Below are 20443 nucleotides of genomic sequence, written 5' to 3'. Positions count from 1 at the left end.
AACCGCCGGACCGGGCATGCGGCAGACTGGTGCCTCGTGAGTACCCAGTTGCTGATCGGCGGTCGCTTCTACAGTGCCAGTTCACCCGACGCCACGGCGATGGCGGTGAGCGACGGGACCGTCGTCTGGCTGGGCGCCGAGCAACCGGGTCGCGCCCTGCACCCGGACGCGGAGATCGTCGACCTCGACGGCGCCTTCGTCGCGCCCGCGTTCGTCGATCCGCACGTGCACGTCACCGCGCTGGGCTTGAAACTGACCGGGCTCGACCTCTCGGCCGCCCGGTCGCTCGAGCACTGCCTGCGGTTGCTGCGCGAGTTCGCCGAGGCGCATCCCGACAGCGCGATACTGGGCGATGGCTGGGACGAGACCATCTGGCCGGAGGGGCGGCCGCCCACCGTCGCTGAGATCGATGCGGCGGCGGGTGCTGGCAGGCACGTGTACCTCTCCCGAGTGGACGCGCATTCCGCGGTGGTGTCCTCGGCGTTGCTGGACGCGCTGCCCGCACTACAGGCGACCGACGGATTCACCCGTGGCGAACCCGTGCGCGCCGCCGCCCACCACTTGGTGCGCACCGCCGCGCTCGCGAATCTTTCTCGGATGCAACGGGATCGAGCGCGCGCCGCGGCACTGGACCACGCCGCCGCGCGCGGAGTCGTCGCGGTCCACGAATGCGCGGGCCCCGAGATCGCGGGCCGTGCCGACGTGCGCGAACTGCTCGAATTCGAGCACGGCGTCCAAGTCCGGGCCTATTGGGGCGAGGCGGTGCGCAGCGCCGAGCAGGCCCGCGCCTTGATCGATGAACTCGGTGTGCACGCCTTGGGTGGAGACTTGTTCGTGGACGGGTCGCTCGGATCGCACACCGCATGGCTGCGCGCGCCCTACGCTGACGAATCCGGCTGCGGTCGAAGTTATCTCGACGCCGAGGCGATCGCCGACCACGTCCGCGCCTGCACCGTCGCCGGTATCCAGGCCGGATTCCACGTGATCGGCGACGCCGCCATGGACGCCGTTCTCGCCGGCGTCGAACGGGTGGTCGCCGAACTCGGCGGCCCGGCGGTCGCGGCGCTCGGACATCGCGTCGAACACGCCGAGATCGTCGACGGCGAGCACATCGCCCTCCTGGCGCGCTGGGGTGTGATCGCCAGTGTGCAACCGGGATTCGACGCCGCTTGGGGTGGGCCGGAGGGCATGTACGCCGTGCGGCTGGGCGCCGAGCGCGCCGCGGCGCTGAACCCGTTCGCCGCTATGGCCTCCGCGGGCGTCGCCCTGGCGATCGGCTCCGACGCCCCGGTCACCGCGCTCGATCCGTGGGCGGCGGTCCGTGCCGCGGCCGTTCACCGCACACCCGGCCACGGCCTGTCCCCACGCGCCGCGTTCGCCGCGGCCACACGCGGCGCTTGGCGCGCGGGCGGAGTCCGTGACGGTGTGGCGGGCACCCTGGTACCCGGCGCTCCCGCTTCCTACGCGATCTGGGATACCGGCGAACTCGTCGTCGCCGCGGCCGCGGACTCGGTACAGCGCTGGTCCACCGACCCGCGCTCGCGCGTGCCGGGGTTGCCCGCGCTCGAACCGGACGCGCCGCTGCCCACGTGCCTGCGTACCGTGCACCGGGGAGTGACGATCTATGCGAAATGAGCGGGTGGCCGCGAAGCCGACCTCTGCTCCCGGCCGTTCCGCACCAGGTCTCGGCGGGCCCGGGGACGCGCATGATCGGCGCCGATCCGTCCGATCGTTCGCACCGTGCTTTTCCGTCCGGAGCCCGGGTTCGGTCGAACGGCGGACCTCGTATCTCCGGCAGACGATGGCCGGGCGACCTCTCTCCAGCACGAACTGCGAGTGGACATCGGTCGTGGAAGACGCGGTCGGCAGCGCCTGCGGTGCGGTAACCGGCTTTCTCGGACCGGATTGCCGGACGGAGGGTTGCGGAGGTTCAGCGTCTGTGGGTGGTCGGGCAGTGCTGCGAAACGGAGCCCATGGTGCTGCGGGTTGTCTGTCTCATGGGCGGCGCTTGTCCGCATTGTCCCGGTGGATCGGCAGTGGGGGACGACAGGGAGTGTGCCGCAGGCCGCATGTCACGGAAGAGCCGGTGGCCGGGCCTTTGCGCGCATCGGCGCCGAGCCGTCGAGGCCGCGTGCGAGCTACGCAGCGCCTGGTCAACCGGCGGGTGATCCCACGGATCGCGGACTCCGGTCCAACGGCAATCACGGTTGAGTCGAGCCTGGCGGCGGGCCGGTGGTCCGGGGGAGACTCGCGCTCGGTGACCCTGTGGAACACGGCGCGGCATATGTCCGCCGCGGGGCGACGCCGCACCGGCACGAGGGTCGGCGTGGCACTGAGTGCCACAGGCTCGCGCAGGCGCGTCGGTGAATGCCGGGACGTTCGGTCGGTGCCGGGTGGAGATCCAACACCGACCGGGTATGGCGCAGGAATGCCGCGGCCTGGGGCGGCCGACCTAGCACGAATCCAGACCGTTCAGTCGTGGGTCCGAGCCGGAAATCGCCGGTTCGTCCGAAGGAGTGCGGCCGGACAGCCGATCACTCGGCAAGGACGGTTGACGATCCGATGGTGTCCTGCGATTCCGCTGTGGACGCCTGATCACTCGTATACGGTCGGGGCTCGCGGCTGTCCGAGCTGCGCCCGCGCCGAGTCGGCCGTGCGACGCGAGGTCGCCACCGGTTCGACGTGGGTCGATCGCCGCGCCGAGGCTCACGTGTGCACGCAGCGCATGGCGGCCTTGGCTTTTGGTGTGACGAACGCCATAGCCGTTCCCTCGGCAGGGTCCGTCGAGCGGCGGATCTTCGCTGGGGCGCGTCCGGCGTGGTGCCGATCCGTTCAGCGGCGATCGGCGGCTGACTGGCGGTCGCCGGTCCGATGGCGGACAGTGGCCGAGTGATGGTGCGAGAGCGAGTGCTCGGGATGGTGCGGCGGGTGTCCGCGGTGTCGAGCGGGCATCCGGTGACGTCGCGCTCGGTCGCGGCGATCCTCGCCGGACTGCTGCTGTTCGGCAGTTTTCCGCCCCGGCCGTGGTGGTTTCTCGCCCCGATCGGCATCGCGATACTCACCCTGACCGTTCGCGGCGACGGCCGGCTGCGGGCGGGCTTCGGTTATGGATTCTTGGCCGGGCTGGCATTTTTCGTCCCGCTGCTGCCGTGGACCGGCATCTACGTCGGGCCGCTGCCCTGGCTGGCGCTGTCCACCGTCTGCGCGCTGTATCTGGGCGTCTTCGGCTTGGTCGGCCGACTCGTCGGCACGTTGCCCGGCTGGCCGCTGTGGGTGGCACTGGCCTGGACGGCGGCCGAATGGGGCAGATCCAGCTTCCCCTTCGGCGGGTTCCCGTGGGGGCGTTTGGCCTTCGGCCAAGCCGATGGCTGGTTCCTGTCGCTGGCAGCGGTCGGCGGCGCCCCGCTGATCGGGTTCGCGGTGGCGCTCACCGGAACCGGTACGGCGGCGTTGGTCTCCTTGTTCTGGTCCCCGCTTACCCCCGAGGGCAAACGTCAAACCGCCGATGACGAGAACGGCACGCTCCGATCGGTCGCCGTGCGCGGGCCCGCGACCCGACTCGGATACGCCGCTGCGGCTTTCACCCTGCTCGTCATGCCGCTCACCGGCTTGCTGCTGCGATCCGCGCTGCCCGGTGCGGAAGCGGACGACCGAACGGTCACGGTCGCGGCCATCCAGGGCAGCGTGCCGCGCCTCGGACTCGACTTCAACGCGCAACGGCGGGCCGTGCTGGACAACCACGTCCGGCGCACCGAGGAACTGGCCGACGAGGTGGCGGCGGGTCGCGCGCCGCGTCCCGATGTGGTGATCTGGCCGGAGAACTCCTCCGACATCGATCCGCTGCGCAATGGCGACGCCGCCGCCCTGATCACCGCGGCCTCCGAGCGGATCGGCGCACCCATCCTGGTCGGCGCCGTGTTGATCAACCCGGACCGGACGACGACCAACTCGGTGATGGTGTGGAACGGTGCGGCGGGCCCGGGCGAGCGGCACGACAAGAAGATCATCCAGCCCTTCGGCGAATACCTGCCGATGCGGAGTTTCTTCCGGCTTTTCTCCGAATACGCCGATCGCGCGGGATATTTCGTGCCGGGAAATGGTGACGGAGTTGTGCAGGCCGCAGGTATCGACATCGGCGTCGCGACGTGCTATGAAGTGGCCTTCGATCGATCGTTCGAGGACGCGCTGCGCGCTGGGGCCCGGTTGCTCACCGTGCCGACCAACAACGCGACCTTCGGCGACAGCGAGATGACCTACCAGCAACTGGCCATGTCCCGCGTCCGTGCCGTGGAGCACGGTCGAGCGCTGGTCGTCGCGGCCACGTCGGGGGTGAGCGCCATCATCGGCACCGACGGCGATATCCGGCAAGAAACCGCGTTATTCGTGCCCGCCGCTCTGGTCGCGGAGCTCCCGTTGCGTGATGACACCACTCTCGCGACACGAATAGGTCCTGCACCGGAGCGGATATTCGTTATTCTGACGGCTGCCGCCGCGCTGGCCGCGGTCGCCCGGCGGCGAGCTGCGCCCGGAGCCGGGCCGACCTCGGTCCAGTAGGCGGCGAACGATGGATTCGTCCCCGCCGACGCGGTACCAACCGAACATTCGGTATGTTATTGCCCCCAATTGTCCCGGAAGCAAAGGTGCGTAATTAAGTTGCGCGCTGTTCGCCCGGGCGGTGGCCACGATCTGCGGGGTACCATCGAACGGTCTGGTCAGGGCCCGTTTTGCTTCGGATCGGCCTAGTTGAGTCGCAATGTTTGCGGAAATGTAACCAACCAAAGTGGCCTTCTGCCAAGGACGTTGGATGTGACACAAATCCAAAACGTCGGCAATCCGGTTGATGCGACGCTCCGAATCATAGGGCGTGGATCACGTCCTACAGCTGGCGCGCGCGCTTGCTGGGGTGGTGCTCGGGGAGTTGCGTCAACAGCGGCAGAACGGAGTGATTGATGAGTTCATTGGCCACGGATCGCGTCGACCAATGTTCATCCGGCGAATTCTCTGCACAACCGTTTGCTCTGTCACCCGCACAGACCGCCCTCTGGTACGCGCAGCGCATTCGCCCTGACGTGCCGTTGACGATCTCCCAGTACGTCGAGATACACGGTGACTTGGACGAGGGGCGGTTGCTGTACGCGATCGAGCGTTTCGGCGCCGAGACGCAGGTGGGTCAAGTTCGCTTGGTGGAGATAGATGGCACTCCGTATCAGATCGTGGATCCGGTGCACCGGCCCGGTTGGGTCCGCATCGACATGCGTGCGGAGGCCGATCCGTACGCGGCGGCGCTGCGCTGGATGCACGAGAACACGAGTGCGCCCATCGACCTGGAACGCGACCCGCTGACCTCCAACGCGGTTCTGCGGATCGGGGACTCCGACTACCTCTGGTACTCCTTCGCCCACCACATCGTCATCGACGGCTATGGCGCGATGAACGCGCTCACCCGGACGGCGGAGATCTACACCGCGCTGGAGAATCGGACCGAGCCGGTCGCCTCGCGGGCGACCCCCCTGGCGGAGATCTACGCCGACGAGGCGCGATACCACGACTCCAGCCGCTTCCAGAGCGATCGCGAGTACTGGCTCGGGCAGCTGTCGGGTGTGGGCGAGCCGGTGAGCCTCGGTGGCGCCCGACTCGGTACCACCACCCACGACGCGGGCCGCCGACTGGCCACCGCCGTGCTGAACGACGACCACCATGCCGCGATCGAGGCGGCGACCAGCGCATGGAACACCACCGATTCGGCAGTCTTCGTCGCGGCGCTGGCCACCTACGTGCGGTCGGTGACGGGCAACTCGGACGTGGTCTTGAGCCTGCCGGTCTCGGCGCGCACCACGGTGTCGCTGCGCCGCTCGGCGGGCGTGATCTCCAACGTCGTGCCGATCCGGCTGCGATTCGACGAGACGACCACGATCGGTGACCTGGTGAAGGCGGCCGAGCTGCAGATCACCGGCGCCTTACGTCACCAGCGCTACCGGCACGACGACATCCGGCGCGACAGCGGCTACTCCCGCGACGCGCGCGGATTCTTCGGCCCGATGGTCAACCTGATGCTGTTCCACGACGAACTGCGTTTCGGCAGCCTGGTCGGCTCCATGCACGTGCTGGCCACCGGCCCGGTGGAGGACCTCTCGGTCAACGTCTACAACGGCGTGGGCGGCCGCCTGCACGTCGACTTCGAGGCCAACCCCCGCCTGTACGGCGAGGCCGAAGTGAGCGTGCACCACGCGCGGTACCTGGACTTCCTCGGCCGGTTCCTGGCCGCCGATCCCGAGTTCGCGGCCGAGTCCCTCGGCGCGATCACCCACGCCGAGCGGGAAGAGGTCCTGCACGGCTGGAACGCCACCACGGCGCCCCGGCAGGAAGGCACGCTCGCGAGCCTGTTCGCCGAGCGGGTCGCGTCGGACCCGGACGCGATCGCGCTCGAATTCGGTGCCGAGGCGCTGACCTACGCCGAACTGGACGCCCGCGCCAACCGTCTGGCGAGGTTGCTCATCGCGCGGGGCGCCGGACCCGATACGACGGTCGGTCTGTGCCTGCGTCGCAGCCTCGATCTGGTGGTGGGCATGTACGCCATCGTCAAGGCGGGAGCGGCGTACCTGCCGCTGGACACCGAGCATCCGGCCGAACGGATCGGGCAGATCGTGCGGCAGGCCGAACCACTGTGTGTGCTCACAGCGGCCCGCGACGATGTCGAGCTGCCGGCGACCGTCACCCGGCTGGAGATCGACACCGCCTCGGTCTCCGGATTCGACGACGCGCCGATCACCGACGCCGACCGCAAGGGTGCATTACGTCCCGATCACCTCGCCTACGTCATCTTCACCTCGGGATCGACCGGAAAACCCAAGGGCGTCGGCGTCACTCATGCCGCCATCGTCAACCGGCTGCGCTGGATGCAGCACGAATATCCGCTCGACGGCGGTGACGCGGTGCTGCAGAAGACACCGGCCACTTTCGACGTCTCGGTGTGGGAATTCTTCTGGCCCTTGCAGATCGGCGCGCGATTGGTGATCGCCGCCCCCGACGGGCACCGTGACCCGGCGTACCTCGCGCGGATCATCTCCGAAAAGCAGATCACGACAGCACATTTCGTGCCGTCCATGCTATCGGTGTTCGTCACCGAGGCCGATCTGCACGGCTGCGCCTGCCTGCACCGGGTGTTCTGCAGCGGTGAGGCGCTGCCCGCCGCCGCCGTGCGAGAGTTCTACGCGGCGTTACCGGCCGCCGAACTGCACAATCTGTACGGCCCGACCGAGGCCGCCGTGGACGTCACCTACTGGGCGTGCCCGCCCGACGCGAGCGCCGTGCCGATCGGCTCACCGGTGTGGAACACCGAGACCTACGTGCTGGACGACCGGTTACAACCTGTCCCGCCCGGTGTAGTGGGCGAGCTGTACCTCGCCGGAGTCCAGCTGGCTCGCGGCTATTTGAGTCAGCCGTGGCTGACCGCGGACCGCTTCGTGGCCAATCCCTTCACCCCGGGCGCAAGGATGTACCGCACCGGCGACTTGGCGCGCTGGCAGATCGGCCGCTCCGCCGCCGAGCCCGGTGTGCTGGAGTATCTGGGCCGTAGTGACTTCCAGGTCAAGATCCGTGGCCTGCGCATCGAACTCGGCGAGATCGAAGCCGCCCTGCTCGACGATCCGAAGGTGGCTCGCGCGGTGTGCGTGGCGCACACCGGACGCACCGGTGACGAGCTGGTCGCCTACGTGGTCGCGGCGAGACACGAGGACGACGACGCTCCCCTGGACACGGCGGCGTTGCTGACCGCGTTGCGGCACACGCTGCCCGGGTACATGGTGCCCTCCGCGCTGATGGAACTCGACGAGCTGCCGCTGAGCGCCAACGGCAAGATCGACCGCAAGGCGCTGCCCGCTCCCGCGCCGAGCGTACGGTCGATCCGGCCGATCGCCGAACCGCGCACCGAGGTCGAGCGGGTGCTCGCGGGCATCTTCGCCGAGGTGCTCGACACCGAAGTGGGCATCGAGGACAACTTCTTCGATCTGGGTGGCAACTCGCTCATCGCCGCGCGGGCGGTGTCCAGGATCAACGCGGCGCTCGGCACCGCGCTGACCATCCGGGATCTGTTCGAGGCCGCGACGATCGATGCGCTCACTCGTCGTTTCGCCACGCAGACCACCGACGTCTCTTCGCCGCGGCTGGCGCCCGCCGAGCGACCGGAACGGATCCCGTTGTCGCAGGCGCAGCAGCGGCTGTGGATCCTGAACCGGTTCTCCGAGCATGCCGCCGCGTACAACATGCCGTTGGCGGTCGCGGTGGAGGGACCGCTGGACGTGGCCGCGCTGCGTGCCGGTCTGGTGGACGTCATCGAACGGCACGAGAGCCTGCGCACCACCTTCCCGGAGTCGCCGGAGGGCCCCTACCAGCTGATCCACCAGGCCGAGGCGATCCCGCTGACGCTCGACCCGATCGATGCGGCCGAAGCCGATGTGGCAGAGCTGGCGACCGAATTCGCCGGGTACGGATTCGATCTACGCGGCCAGGCCCCGATCCGGGTGGCGCTCTACCGCACCGGCGCGCAGCGCCACGTCTTCCTCATCGTGCTGCATCACATCTGCGGTGACGGCTGGTCCATCGCGCCGTTGGCCAAAGACCTGATGACGGCGGTGGCCGCGCGCGCGAACGGTGTCGCGCCGCAGTGGACGCAGCTACCGGTGCAGTACGCCGACTTCGCGCTCTGGCAGCGCGAACTGCTCGGCGAGGAGTCCGATCCGGGCAGTGCGCTCAGCCGCCAGCTCACCCACTGGCGCTCGGAGCTGGCGGGGCTGCCCGAGCAGCTCGACCTGCCGCTGGACCGCCCGCGCCCTTTGCGCAGATCGACCGTCGGCGGCCGGGTCGAGTTCGCCATCCCGGCCGAGATCCGCCGGGCCGCAATCGAACTCGCCGCCAGCCGCGGAGTGAGCATGTTCATGGTGCTGCACGCCGCGCTGGCGACGTTGCTGTCGCGGCTGTGCGCGAGCGGTGACATCGCGATCGGCACCCCGATCGCGGGCCGTTCCGATCCGGCGCTCGACGACCTGGTCGGCATGTTCGTCAACACCCTCGTCCTGCGCACCGCCGTCGACCCGGCGGTCGGATTCGACCGCATGCTCGACGTGGTGCGCGAGACCGACCTCAACGCCTTCGCCAACGCCGACGTGCCGTTCGAGCGGCTGGTCGATGTGGTCAACCCGGAGCGTTCCCCGTCGCGGCACCCGTTGTTCCAGGTGATGCTGTCCTACGACCATGCGCCGGACCTGCGGATCGATTTGCCCGGGGTGCGCGCCGAGGTGCTGCCCATCGCTTCGGACGTCGCCAAGTTCGACCTGCAGCTGGTCGTCCACGACGATTCGGGCGACGGCCCGCTGTCGGCCGAATTCGGCTACACCACCGACGTTTTCGACCACTCCACGGTGCAGTCGTTCGCCCGCCGGTTCATCGCGGTGCTGGCAGGCGGCGTGGCGGCCCCGGAGCTTCCGGTGGGCGACCTGCCGATCCTGCACCGCAGGGAAACCGAGAATCTGGTGCCCATCGCGGGCGCGCCCGCCGAGCCGTCGATCACTCTGGCCACCTTGCTCACCGCCACCGCGCGCCGGCTGCCGGACGCGGTGGCGGTCCGGTATCTGGGCGCCGACACCACCTACCGCGAACTCGACGAGCGATCGAACACGCTGGCGCGCGCGCTGATCCAGCACGGCGCCGGGCCCGAGACGGTCGTCGCGATCGCGTTGCCGCGCGGTCTCGACGCGATCACCGCGATCTGGGCCGTCGCCAAAACCGGTGCGGCGTATGTGCCCGTCGACCCGAACTACCCCGGTGAGCGCATCGCGCACATGATCGGTGACTCGGGCGCGATGCTCGGCCTGACCGACTCCGAATGCCTGGCGGCTCTGCCCGCCTGGCCCACGGCGCGGGGCAAGCACCGCAAGGGTCACCTCGACTGGCTGGTCCTCGGCTCCGGCGAACTGGCCGCAGAGCCGGCGGGCCACCCGGCGGACCCGATCACCGACGACGAGCGGCACCACCCGATGCGGGTGAGCCACCCGGCCTACCTCATCTACACCTCCGGGTCCACCGGCACGCCGAAGGCGGTCGTGGTCACCCACGCGGGCATCGCGTCCCTGGCCGGCGAGCAGAACTACCTGTTCGGCATCTCGGACGCGGCACGGACGCTGCACTTCTCCTCGCCCAGCTTCGACGCCTCGGTGCTGGAGATGCTGCTCGGCTTCGCCGCGGGCGCCACGATGGTGATCGCCCCCGCGGGCATGTACGGCGGCGGCGAGCTGGCCACACTGCTGCGCGAGGAACGGGTCACCCACGCCTTCGTCACACCCGCCGCGCTGGCCACCGTGCCGAACGAAGGGCTCGACGAGCTGGAGACGGTCATCGTCGGCGGTGACGCCTGCTCGGAGGAACTAGTCGAGACCTGGACCTCCGGACATCGCATGCACAACATGTACGGCCCCTCGGAGGCCACCGTCGCGGCGACCGCGAGCGGTCCGATGGAGCCGGGCCGTCCGGTGCCGCTCGGTTCGCCCGTGCGCGGCATGCGACTGTTCGTGCTGGACAACCGTCTGCATCCGGTGCCGCCGGGCACGCCGGGCGAGCTGTACGTGTCGGGTCCGGGCGTCGCCCGCGGCTATCACGGACGTTTCGGCCTGACCGCGCAACGGTTCGTGGCCAATCCGCACGGCAGGCGCGGGGAGCGGATGTACCGCACCGGCGATCTGGTCGTGGTGGAGCGGACGGGACAGCTGCGATTCCTCGGACGCGCGGACGACCAGATCAAGATCCGCGGCTTCCGTATCGAACTGCGCGAGATCGACAACGTGCTGCGCCTGCATCCGGGCATCCGGTTCGCGCTCACCGTGGTGCACACCGACGAGCACGGCCAGGTACGGCTGGCGTCGTATGTCACGGCCGACCGGCCGGTCGAGGCGCGGGCCGTGCTGGAGACCGTGCGCCGGCGGCTGCCCGGCTATATGGTGCCCGCCGCGGTGGCGGTGCTCGACGAGATCCCGGTGACGCCTGCGGGCAAGCTGGATCGAAAGGCACTGCCGGAGCCGGTGTTCGCGTCCGCGGGACCTTCTCGCCCGCCGAGTACCGCGCTGGAGCTGGGCGTGGCGGGCGTGTTCGGCGGGGTGCTCGGGCGCCCGGTCACCGGAGCCGAGGACAGCTTCTTCGATCTCGGCGGCAACTCGCTGCTGGCCACCCGGCTCGCCGCCGCGCTGCACGCGGAATTCGGCGTGGATCTGCCGGTGCGGTCGATCTTCGAGGCGCCGACGGTCGCCGGGCTGGCCGGGCACCTGGATCGAGCGCCCCGGACACGGCGGCCGGCGCTGGCGGTGCGGACGCCGCGTCCGGGACGTATCCCATTGTCGCTGCCGCAGCAGCGTTTGTGGTTCCTCAACCGATTCGCGCCCGAATCGAGTGCCTACAACATCGCTTTCGTGATCCGCGTCGCCGGTGATCTGGACGTGCCCGCGTTGCGCGAAGCGCTCACCGACGTGCTGCGGCGGCACGAGGTGCTGCGCACCGTCTTCCCGGAGGACGCCGAAGGCGCACAGCAAGTGGTGCTGCCGGTCGAGCGGGCGGTGCCCGAGGTCACCGTCACCGACATCGACGACTCCGGCGCGAAGGCCGCACTGGAAGCGATGGCGCACACCGGCTTCGACCTCACCGGTGAACCGCCCCTGCGTCTGTCGCTGCTGCGCACTTCACCCGAGCGCTACCTGCTCGGGGTCGTACTGCACCACATCGCCGCCGACGGCTGGTCACTCGGCCCACTCACCAGGGACCTGGCCGCCGCGTATGCGGCACGGCACGAGGGCGCCGCGCCGTCGTGGACGCCGCTTCCGGTGCAGTACGCCGACTTCGGGCTCTGGCAGCGTGCCTGCCTCGGCTCGGAGAGCGATCCGGACAGCGCCGCGGCGACCCAACTGGAGTACTGGCGCACCGCGCTGGCCGACATTCCCGACCAGCTGCCGCTGCCCTATGACCGGCCGCGGCCCGCGGAGCCCACACAGCAGGCCGGGACGGTGCGTTTCACGGTGCCGGAGCGGGTGCAGCGCGGGCTCGCCGCGCTGGCCCGTGAGCGCGGCGTCAGCAAGTTCATGGTGCTGCGTTCGGCATTCGCGGTGCTGTTGCGCTGCGTCACCGGTGGTCGCGACATCGTGATCGGCACCCCGGTGGCGGGGCGCACCGACACCAAGCTCGACGAATTGGTCGGCATGTTCGTGAACACGTTGGTGCTGCGCTCCGATGTGGATCCCGACCGCAGCTTCACCGACCTGCTGCGCGCCGATCGGGACACCGAGCTGGCCGCGCTGGCGCACGCCGACATCCCGTTCGAGCGCATCGTGGACGAACTCGGCGTCGAGGCCCGCTCCTCGGGCAGGCACCCGCTGTTCCAGGTGGCGCTGAGCGTGCAGGACGGTCCGGCGCCGACGCTGGAACTGCCCGGCCTCGCGCTGCGCGCGGAGCCGCTGGACATCGCGCTGGCGAAATTCGACCTGGAGCTGCGCGTCGCGCACGACGCGGGCGAACCCGGATCCGTCGCGGGCGAGGCCGACAGTGTCTTCGAATTCGTCTACGCCGCAGAGCTGTTCGACGAGATGACGATGGAGACGCTGGCGGATCGATTCCTGCGGGTGCTCACCGCCGTCACCGGCGACCCGCGCGTGCTGATCCGCGACGTCGACGCGCGCACCGACCACGAGCGCCGCACTTTGGCCCCGGCGCGGGGCGGGCAGGCGGCCCCGCCGTGCACGCTGGCCGAGTACTTCACCGCGACCGCGCAGCGGTATCCGCACCATACGGCGCTGTGCGCGGGCACGACGTCACTCACCTATGCCGAGCTCGACCGGCGCTCGAATCGTCTGGCACGCGCGCTGATCGCGCGCGGACTCGGTCCGGGGACGCGGGTGGCGCTCGGGCTCATCCGCTCGATCGACTCGGTGGTGGCGATGCTGGCGGCGTCGAAGTCCGGCGCGGCGTTCGTCCCGGTCGACCCGAAATACCCCGCCGACCGCATCCGGCACATGCTCGCCGACTCCGGTTGCACGATCGGCGTCACCGTCACCGCGCAGGTGCAGCAGCTGCGCGCAGGCGCTCCGGCAGACCGGGCCACCGACTGGTTGCTGCTGGACCGCCCCGAGTTCGCCGCCGAACTCGCAGGCCACGACGACGCGCCGATCCACGATCACGAGCGCTCGCGCACCGTGCAGGTGGCGGATCTGGCCTACCTGGTCTACACCTCGGGATCGACCGGAACGCCCAAGGGCGTCGCGGTGACCCACAGCGGTCTGTCCAACCTGGCCGACGAGATCTGCGACCGCATCGGCGTCGACGAGTATTCCCGCACATTGCACTTCGCGACGCCGAGCTTCGACGCGGCGATCCTGGACCTGCTGATCGCGCTGGGGGCGGGCGCGGCGATGGTGATCTGCCCGACCGACATCTACGGTGGCGACGAGCTGGCCGCGCTGATGGAACGCGAGCGCGTCTCGCACGGCTTCATGACCCCGGCCGCGCTGGCCACGATCGACCACGAACGCTGGCCGCTGCCGCATATGCGAGCGCTCATGGTCGGTGGCGAGGCGGTGGCGCCGGACCTGGTGGCGCGCTGGGCGCCGGGACGGGTGATGTGCGATGTGTACGGGCCCACCGAGACCACCGTGGTCGTCACGATCTCCGGTCCGATGCGCGTCGGTGATCCGATCGCCATCGGCAGCCTGGTGCGCGGCGCCAGGGGGTCGGTGCTCGATGAGCGGCTGCGCCCGGTGCCGGTCGGCGTCCCCGGCGAGTTGTACCTCTCGGGACATGGCGTCGCGCGCGGGTACTTCGACCGGTTCGGCCTCACCGCGACACGTTTCGTGGCCGATCCGTACGGCCCCGCGGGCGCCAGGATGTACCGGACCGGTGACGTGGTGCGCTGGAACGCCTCGGGCGAGTTGATCTATCTCGGGCGCAGCGATCATCAGGTGAAGCTGCGCGGGTTCCGCGTCGAACTCGGCGAGATCACCGCCGTGCTGGGCGAACATCCGTCGGTGCGATTCGCGCACACCGAGGTGCGCCGTATCGCGGGCGCCGACCGTCTCATCGCCTTCGTCCAGCCCGCCGACCGCGCGGCCGGGGTGGACACCGAAGCGCTGCGCGCCTTCGTCGCGCGCAGGCTGCCCACCCACATGGTCCCCTCGGGTGTCACCGTGCTGGACACCATCCCGCTCACCCCCGTCGGGAAGCTGGACGTCAGCGCACTGCCCGAACCACAATTCCTCCTCGATTCCACCGGTCGTGCCCCCCGGACCGAAGCGGAGCGCTTGGTCGCCTCGGTGATGGGCGAGTTGATCGGGGCCGACGGTGTGCACGCCGACGACAACTTCTTCGACATCGGCGGCAACTCGCTGCTGGCGACCCAGCTCGTCGCGCGGCTGGCCGCCGCGACGAACGTGCGGCTCGCCGTGCGCTCCGTGTTCGCCACGCCGACGGTCGCCGGGCTCGCCGAGCTGCTGGACACGGGCGCCGGGGCCGACGCGGACCGCCCCGCGCTGGTGCGCAGGGAACGCCCCGAGCGCATCCCGCTGTCGGCCGCGCAACGGAGGCTGTGGTTCCTCAACCGGTTCAACGCGGGTGGGCCGAGCGCGGGCCAGTCGGCAGGCGCCTACAACATCCCGCTCGTGCTGCGCATGACCGGCGACCTGAACGTCGGCGCGCTGGTCTCCGCACTGCACGCGGTGCAGGCCAGGCACGAAACCTTGCGCACGGTGTTCCCGGAGACCGTAGGCGCACCCGCGCAGGTCGTGCTCACCCCTGCCGAGGCGGCGATCCCGCTGACGCGGGTGACGGCACGCCCGGCGGAAATCGAGGCCGCCGTACGACGTTTCGTCGCACCGGGATTCGATCTGGACACCACCGTTCCGATCCGGGCGGCGCTGATCTCGGTGCCCACCGGCGCCGACGAACCGGCGCAGCACGTTCTCGTCGTGGTCGTGCACCACATCGCGATGGACGGCTGGTCGCTCGAGCCGATGGCCGCCGACGTCGCCGTGGCCTACCGCGCGGCCTGCGGCGGCGGCGCGCCGGACTGGGCGGAGCCGGAGGTGCAATACGCCGACTACACACTGTGGCAGCAGGACGTGCTCGGCAGCGAGCACGACCCGGATTCGGCGGTGAGCAGGCAGCTGGACTACTGGCGGCAGACCCTGGACGGCATCCCCGAGTTGCTGAGCGTGCCCGCCGACCGGCCCCGCCCGCCCGCTCCGTCCTACCGGGGCGGCACCGTGGAGTGCGCGGTCGATCCGGTCACCCACCGCGAGCTGCAGACGATCGCGAGCAGCAACAATGTCAGCCTGTTCATGGTCCTGCACGCCGCGCTCGCGGTGCTGCTGCACCGGATGACCACTACCGACGACATCACCGTGGGCACCCCGATCGCGGGCCGCGGCCATCCCGCGCTGGACCGGCTGGTCGGCATGTTCGTCAACACGCTCGTGCTGCGCACGCGGATCGACCCGGGCGCCCGGTTCACCGATCTACTGCACGCGGTGCGCGAAACCGACCTGGACGCCTTCGCCCACGCGGACGTGCCGTTCGAGCGGCTCGTGGAGGTGCTCAATCCGGCCAGGTCCCAGGCGCACCATCCGATGTTCCAGGTGATGCTCTCGGTCCGCAACGAGCCGGTCGGCGGGCTGGACCTGCCGGGGATGCGCATCGAGGCCGCCGACATCGACACCGGCGTCGCCAAATTCGATCTCCAGTTCACCCTGACCGAAACGCAGACCGCGCACCGCGATCCGGCCGGCATCACCGTGTCGGTGAACTACGCGCGGGATCTGTTCGACGAGCCGACCGCCCAGCGGCTCGGCAAGCGTCTCGCCCGGCTGCTCGCCGCGATCGCCGCGAGCCCGACCACCGCGGTGGGCGATCTGGAACTGCTCGACCCGGCCGAGTGGTCGGGGCTGGCTCCGGTACGCGGAGGGAAACCGGACCGGCCGATCACCTTCCCCGAGGTGTTCGAGCAGGCGGCGAGCGTCGATCGCGCCGCGATCGCCCTGGTCTCCGACGGCACCGAGGTGACCTACGACGCGCTGGATCGCTGGACGAACCGGCTGGCCCGCGTGCTCATCGCCCGTGGCGTCGGCCCGGAAACTCTGGTGGCACTCGGTATTCCGCGATCGATCGAGTCGGTGGCGACGGTGCTCGCGGTGGCCAAGGCCGGGGCGGCATTCGTGCCGGTCGACCCGTTGTATCCGCACCAGCGCATCGCGCACATGCTGGCGGATTCCGGTGCGACGCTGGGCATCACGCTGGCGGGTTACCGCGGCGAGCTGCCCGAGGGCACGGAATGGATCGTGCTCGACGATCCGGCCTTCCGCGCCCGGGTGCTCGACGCGCCGGACGCGCCGATCGCCGACACCGAGCGCCTCGCTCCCCTGCGGATCGACAACCCGGCGTACGTGATCTACACCTCCGGCTCCACCGGCACACCGAAGGGCGTGATGGTCACGCACGGCGGATTGTCGAACTTCGCCGCCGAGACCGCCCACCGGTTCGATGTCCAGCCCGGTTGCCGCGTGCTGCACTTCGCCACACCGAGCTTCGACGCCGCGATGCTCGATCTGCTGCTCTCCCTGGGCGGTGCGGCGACCCTGGTGATCACGCCCGGCGGCGTGGTCGGCGGCGACGACCTGCGGCAGGTCTTCGCCACGGAGCGGATCACCCACGCGTTCATCACCACCTCCGCCCTCGGCACCGTGGATCCCACGGGGCTCCGGGAGTTGCAGCACGTGCTGGTCGGCGGCGAAGCGCTGCCGCCGGACCTGGTGACCAGGTGGGCGCCCGGCCGCAACCTGTACAACGTCTACGGCCCGACCGAGACCACCATCGTCACGGTCATCTCGCAGCCGATGACACCCGGTGGGCCGATCACCATCGGCGGACCGATCCGCGGCGTGAACGCGGCGATCCTGGACGCGCGGCTGCATCCGGCTCCGCTCGGGGTGACCGGTGAGCTGCACCTGGCCGGTGACGCGCTGGCCCGCGGCTACCTGAACCGTCCAGGGTTGACCGCCCAGCGGTTCGTCGCCAATCCGTTCGGCAAGCCGGGGGAGCGGATGTATCGCACCGGCGATCTGGTGCGCTGGTGGGCCGGGTCGCGCGACCACGGGGCCGCGGACGCCACGCCGGAGATCGAGTACGTCGGCCGCACCGACCATCAGGTCAAGATCCGCGGCTTCCGCATCGAACTCGGCGAGATCGACGCGGCGCTCGCCCGCCACGGTGCGGTGGCGTTCTCGACCACCATCGGGCATCGCACCCCGGCCGGCGCGACGGCGTTGGTGTCGTATGTGAAGTCGCGCGACGGGGTGACGCTCACCGCGGCCGAGTTGACCGGGCACCTCGCCGGGCTGGTGCCGAACTACATGGTTCCGCAGTCGATCATGCTGCTCGACGAGGTGCCGCTCAGCCCGGTGGGCAAGCTGGATCGCGCGAAGCTGCCGGAACCGGTGTTCACCGCGGGCGAGGGCTACCGCGCCCCGTCCACCCCGGCGGAGGAGGCGCTGTGCGCTGCCTTCGCCGAGGTACTCGGGGTGGAGTCGGTGGGCGTCGACGACGGCTTCTTCGAACTCGGCGGCAACTCGCTGCTGGCCACGAAAGTGGTTGCGCACGTCCGCGAGACCGGCATCGACCTGCCGGTGCAATTGATGTTCGGCGACGCGACGCCCGCGGCGATCGCGGCGCGGCTGGACGGGGCGCACGCTTCCTCGGGCGCCGCGGTGGCGGCGATGCTCGCGCCGGTGCTGCCGATCCGGCCGAGCGCCGCGGCGAGTCAAGCGCCGCTTTTCTGCGTGCATCCGGCGATCGGATTGGCGTGGTGCTACTCGGGGTTGCTCGCGCACCTCCCGGCGGACCGGCCGGTCTATGGCCTACAGGCGCCGCACGTCGCGGGGGAGGACAGCTACGAGTCGATCGCCGAGGCGGCGGGTCACTACGTGGCCGCGATCAAGCAGATCCAACCGGAGGGCCCCTACCACTTGCTCGGCTGGTCGCTGGGCGGACTCATCGCGCACGAGATGGCGGTGCAGTTGCAGGAGGCGGGCGACGAGGTCGCCTTGCTGTCGATGATGGACAGCTACCGGCTGTCCGACGAATTGCTCGCGCACGCGACCCCGAGCATCGCCGAGATCGTCGGCGAGTTCGGCAGCGACGACCTCGATGTGGAGATCGATCCGGACATGAGTCTGCGGGAGGCGGCCGAATTGCTGCGCGTCAGGTCCGGCCCGTTCGCGGCGCTGACCGTGGAGCATCTGGAGCGGCTCTACGCGGGCTACGACAACGGCACGGTGCTCGCGCACAGTTTCCGGCCGCGGCCGTTCGACGGCGACCTGTTGTTCTTCACCGCCGGCGACGACCCGGTCAACCGGATCGACCCCGACCGGCGTGCCGCCGCCTGGCAGCCGTATGTCACCGGTGCCGTCCACGACCACGAGCTGCGCTGCGCGCACTCCGCGATGACCACGCCGGACGCACTGGCGGTGATCGGGCCGGTACTGCGGAGGTGGCTGGAGACGAAGGAGACGCACAGGTGAGCTTCGCGGTGGAGGTAACCGGCCTGGTGAAGAACTACGGCCGGGTCCGCGTGCTGGACAACGTCGACCTGCGAATCCCCACCGGCACCGTGATGGGCCTGCTCGGCCCGAACGGCGCGGGTAAGACGACGACCGTGCGGATCGTCACCACGCTGCTGAAACCGTCTGCCGGATCGGTGCGGGTGGCGGGGGTGGACGTGCTGCGTGATCCCGCGGCGGCGCGCAAACGGATCGGCCTGTCCGGCCAGTACGCCGCTGTCGACGCCAACCTCTCCGGCTACGAGAACCTGCGCATGGTGGCCCGGCTGTACGGGATGTCCCCACGCGAGGCGACCGCCCGGGCCATCGAACTGCTCGACGTCCTCGGGCTGGACTACGCCGCGCATCGCAGGGCGGGGACCTACTCCGGTGGCATGGCCCGGCGGCTCGACCTCGCCGGCGCACTGGTCGCCCGGCCCGCCGTGGTGGTGCTGGACGAGCCGACCACCGGTTTGGACCCACGGGGCAGGCTGGACATGTGGCGGGTGATCGGCGACCTCGTCGACGACGGGACCACCGTGCTGCTCACCACGCAGTACCTCGAAGAGGCCGACCTGCTGGCCGACCGCATCACCGTCATCGATCACGGGCGGGTCATCGCCCGCGGCTCGGCCGACGAGCTGAAGACCTCGATCGGCGGCGACCGCCTCACCGTCACCCTGGCCGCCGGGCAGGCCGCCGAGCCCGCGTTGGCCGTGCTGGCGCAGATCGGGGTCGGCGAGCCCGGCCACGAGTCGGGCACCGACGAAGTGTCGGTGGTGGTCGGCGACGGCTCGCGCACCATGGTGGAGGCGCTGCGCAGGCTCGACGACGCGGGCGTCTGCGTGGTAGACGCGAACGTGCACCGGCCGAGCCTCGACGACGTATTCCTTTCTCTCACCGGGAAACCGGGCGGCGCGCCCGTCACGGAACCGGAGACCGACGACGTACAAGAGGAGATCATGTCGTGAGCACGGCCATGGTCGGGGAGGCGACCCCGAAGGCGCAACCGGAGCCGAGAAAGGGCGCGGCGCAACCGCATTCCACCCCGCGGCTGCGGCTATTCCGGGACAGCGCGATCGTCGCCCACCGCAATCTGCTGACCATCCTGCGCGTGCCCACACTGCTGGTGACCGCCACGATCCAGCCGCTGATGTTCGTATTCCTGTTCGCCTACATCTTCGGCGCCTCGCTGGGCGGCGGCCAATACCGGGAATTCCTGCTCGCCGGCATCTTCACCCAGACGGTCGCGTTCAATGCCGCGTTCACCACGGTCGGTCTGGCCGGGGACCTGCAGAAGGGCATCATCGACCGGATGCGGGCGCTGCCGATGTCGCGGCTGGCCGTGCTGATGGGCCGCACGCTGTCGGACCTCGTGGTCAACATCCTGAGCCTGGCGGTGATGGTCGGGTGCGGGTACGTGGTCGGCTGGCGCATCCACGGCAGCGTCACCGACGCCGTGCTGGCCTTCGCGGTGATCCTGCTGTTCGCGTTCGCGATGTCCTGGATCGGCGCGCTGACCGGCCTGCTGTCGCCGACCGTCGAGGTGGCGCAGAGCGCCGGGCTGATCTGGCTGTTCCCGCTGACGTTCATCTCCTCGGCGTTCATCTCGGCCGAGACCCTGCCCGGCCCGCTGCGCACGATCGCCGAGTGGAATCCGATCACCGCGGTCTCGGCGGCGGGACGCAAGCTGTTCGACAACGACTCGCCGCCCACGTTCGTCCCGCCCACCGGCTGGGCCGCCGACCACTGCGTCGAATACGCGGTGGCCTGCTCGGTGGCGATCCTCGCGGTGGCCGTGCCTCTGGCGCTGCTGCGCTATCGCAAGGCTG

Annotated in this window: 5 protein-coding genes; all 5 read left to right on the top strand. The window is 70.1% G+C overall.

The annotated features are described in order from the left end of the window. Nucleotides 1-36 precede the first annotated feature (36 nt). On the top strand, nt 37-1635 hold the full coding sequence (locus tag ACFU5M_RS21870) for an amidohydrolase (protein ID WP_379052052.1): 1599 nt from the start codon (nt 37-39) through the stop codon (nt 1633-1635). A 1257-nt stretch (nt 1636-2892) separates the two neighbouring features. Further along, nucleotides 2893-4554, top strand: a complete 1662-nt coding sequence (gene lnt, locus ACFU5M_RS21865) for an apolipoprotein N-acyltransferase (protein WP_379052124.1) — start codon at nt 2893-2895, stop codon at nt 4552-4554. Between the two features lie 395 nt (nt 4555-4949). Then, nucleotides 4950-18593: an amino acid adenylation domain-containing protein gene (locus ACFU5M_RS21860; protein WP_379052050.1), complete on the top strand. Its 13644-nt coding sequence runs from the start codon at nt 4950-4952 to the stop codon at nt 18591-18593. Further along, nucleotides 18590-19582, top strand: a complete 993-nt coding sequence (locus tag ACFU5M_RS21855; protein ID WP_379052048.1) for an ATP-binding cassette domain-containing protein — start codon at nt 18590-18592, stop codon at nt 19580-19582. Before ACFU5M_RS21860 ends, ACFU5M_RS21855 begins: the two co-directional genes overlap by 4 nt. An 8-nt stretch (nt 19583-19590) precedes the next feature. Beyond that, the coding region (locus tag ACFU5M_RS21850) for an ABC transporter permease (protein ID WP_379052122.1) at nt 19591-20443 on the top strand (853 nt) is incomplete at its 3' end.

Source organism: Nocardia sp. NPDC057455, from assembly GCF_042802775.1.
Classification (GTDB): Bacteria; Actinomycetota; Actinomycetes; order Mycobacteriales; family Mycobacteriaceae; genus Nocardia.
Note: the sequence above shows the minus strand (reverse complement) of the source record. Positions and strands in the feature narration are given on the sequence as shown.

Coding starts and splice junctions, on each gene's coding strand:
- lnt (WP_379052124.1), top strand. CDS start 2,893: ATGGTGCGAGAGCGAGTGCTCGGGATGGTGCGGCGGGTGTCCGCGGTG.
- ACFU5M_RS21860 (WP_379052050.1), top strand. CDS start 4,950: ATGAGTTCATTGGCCACGGATCGCGTCGACCAATGTTCATCCGGCGAA.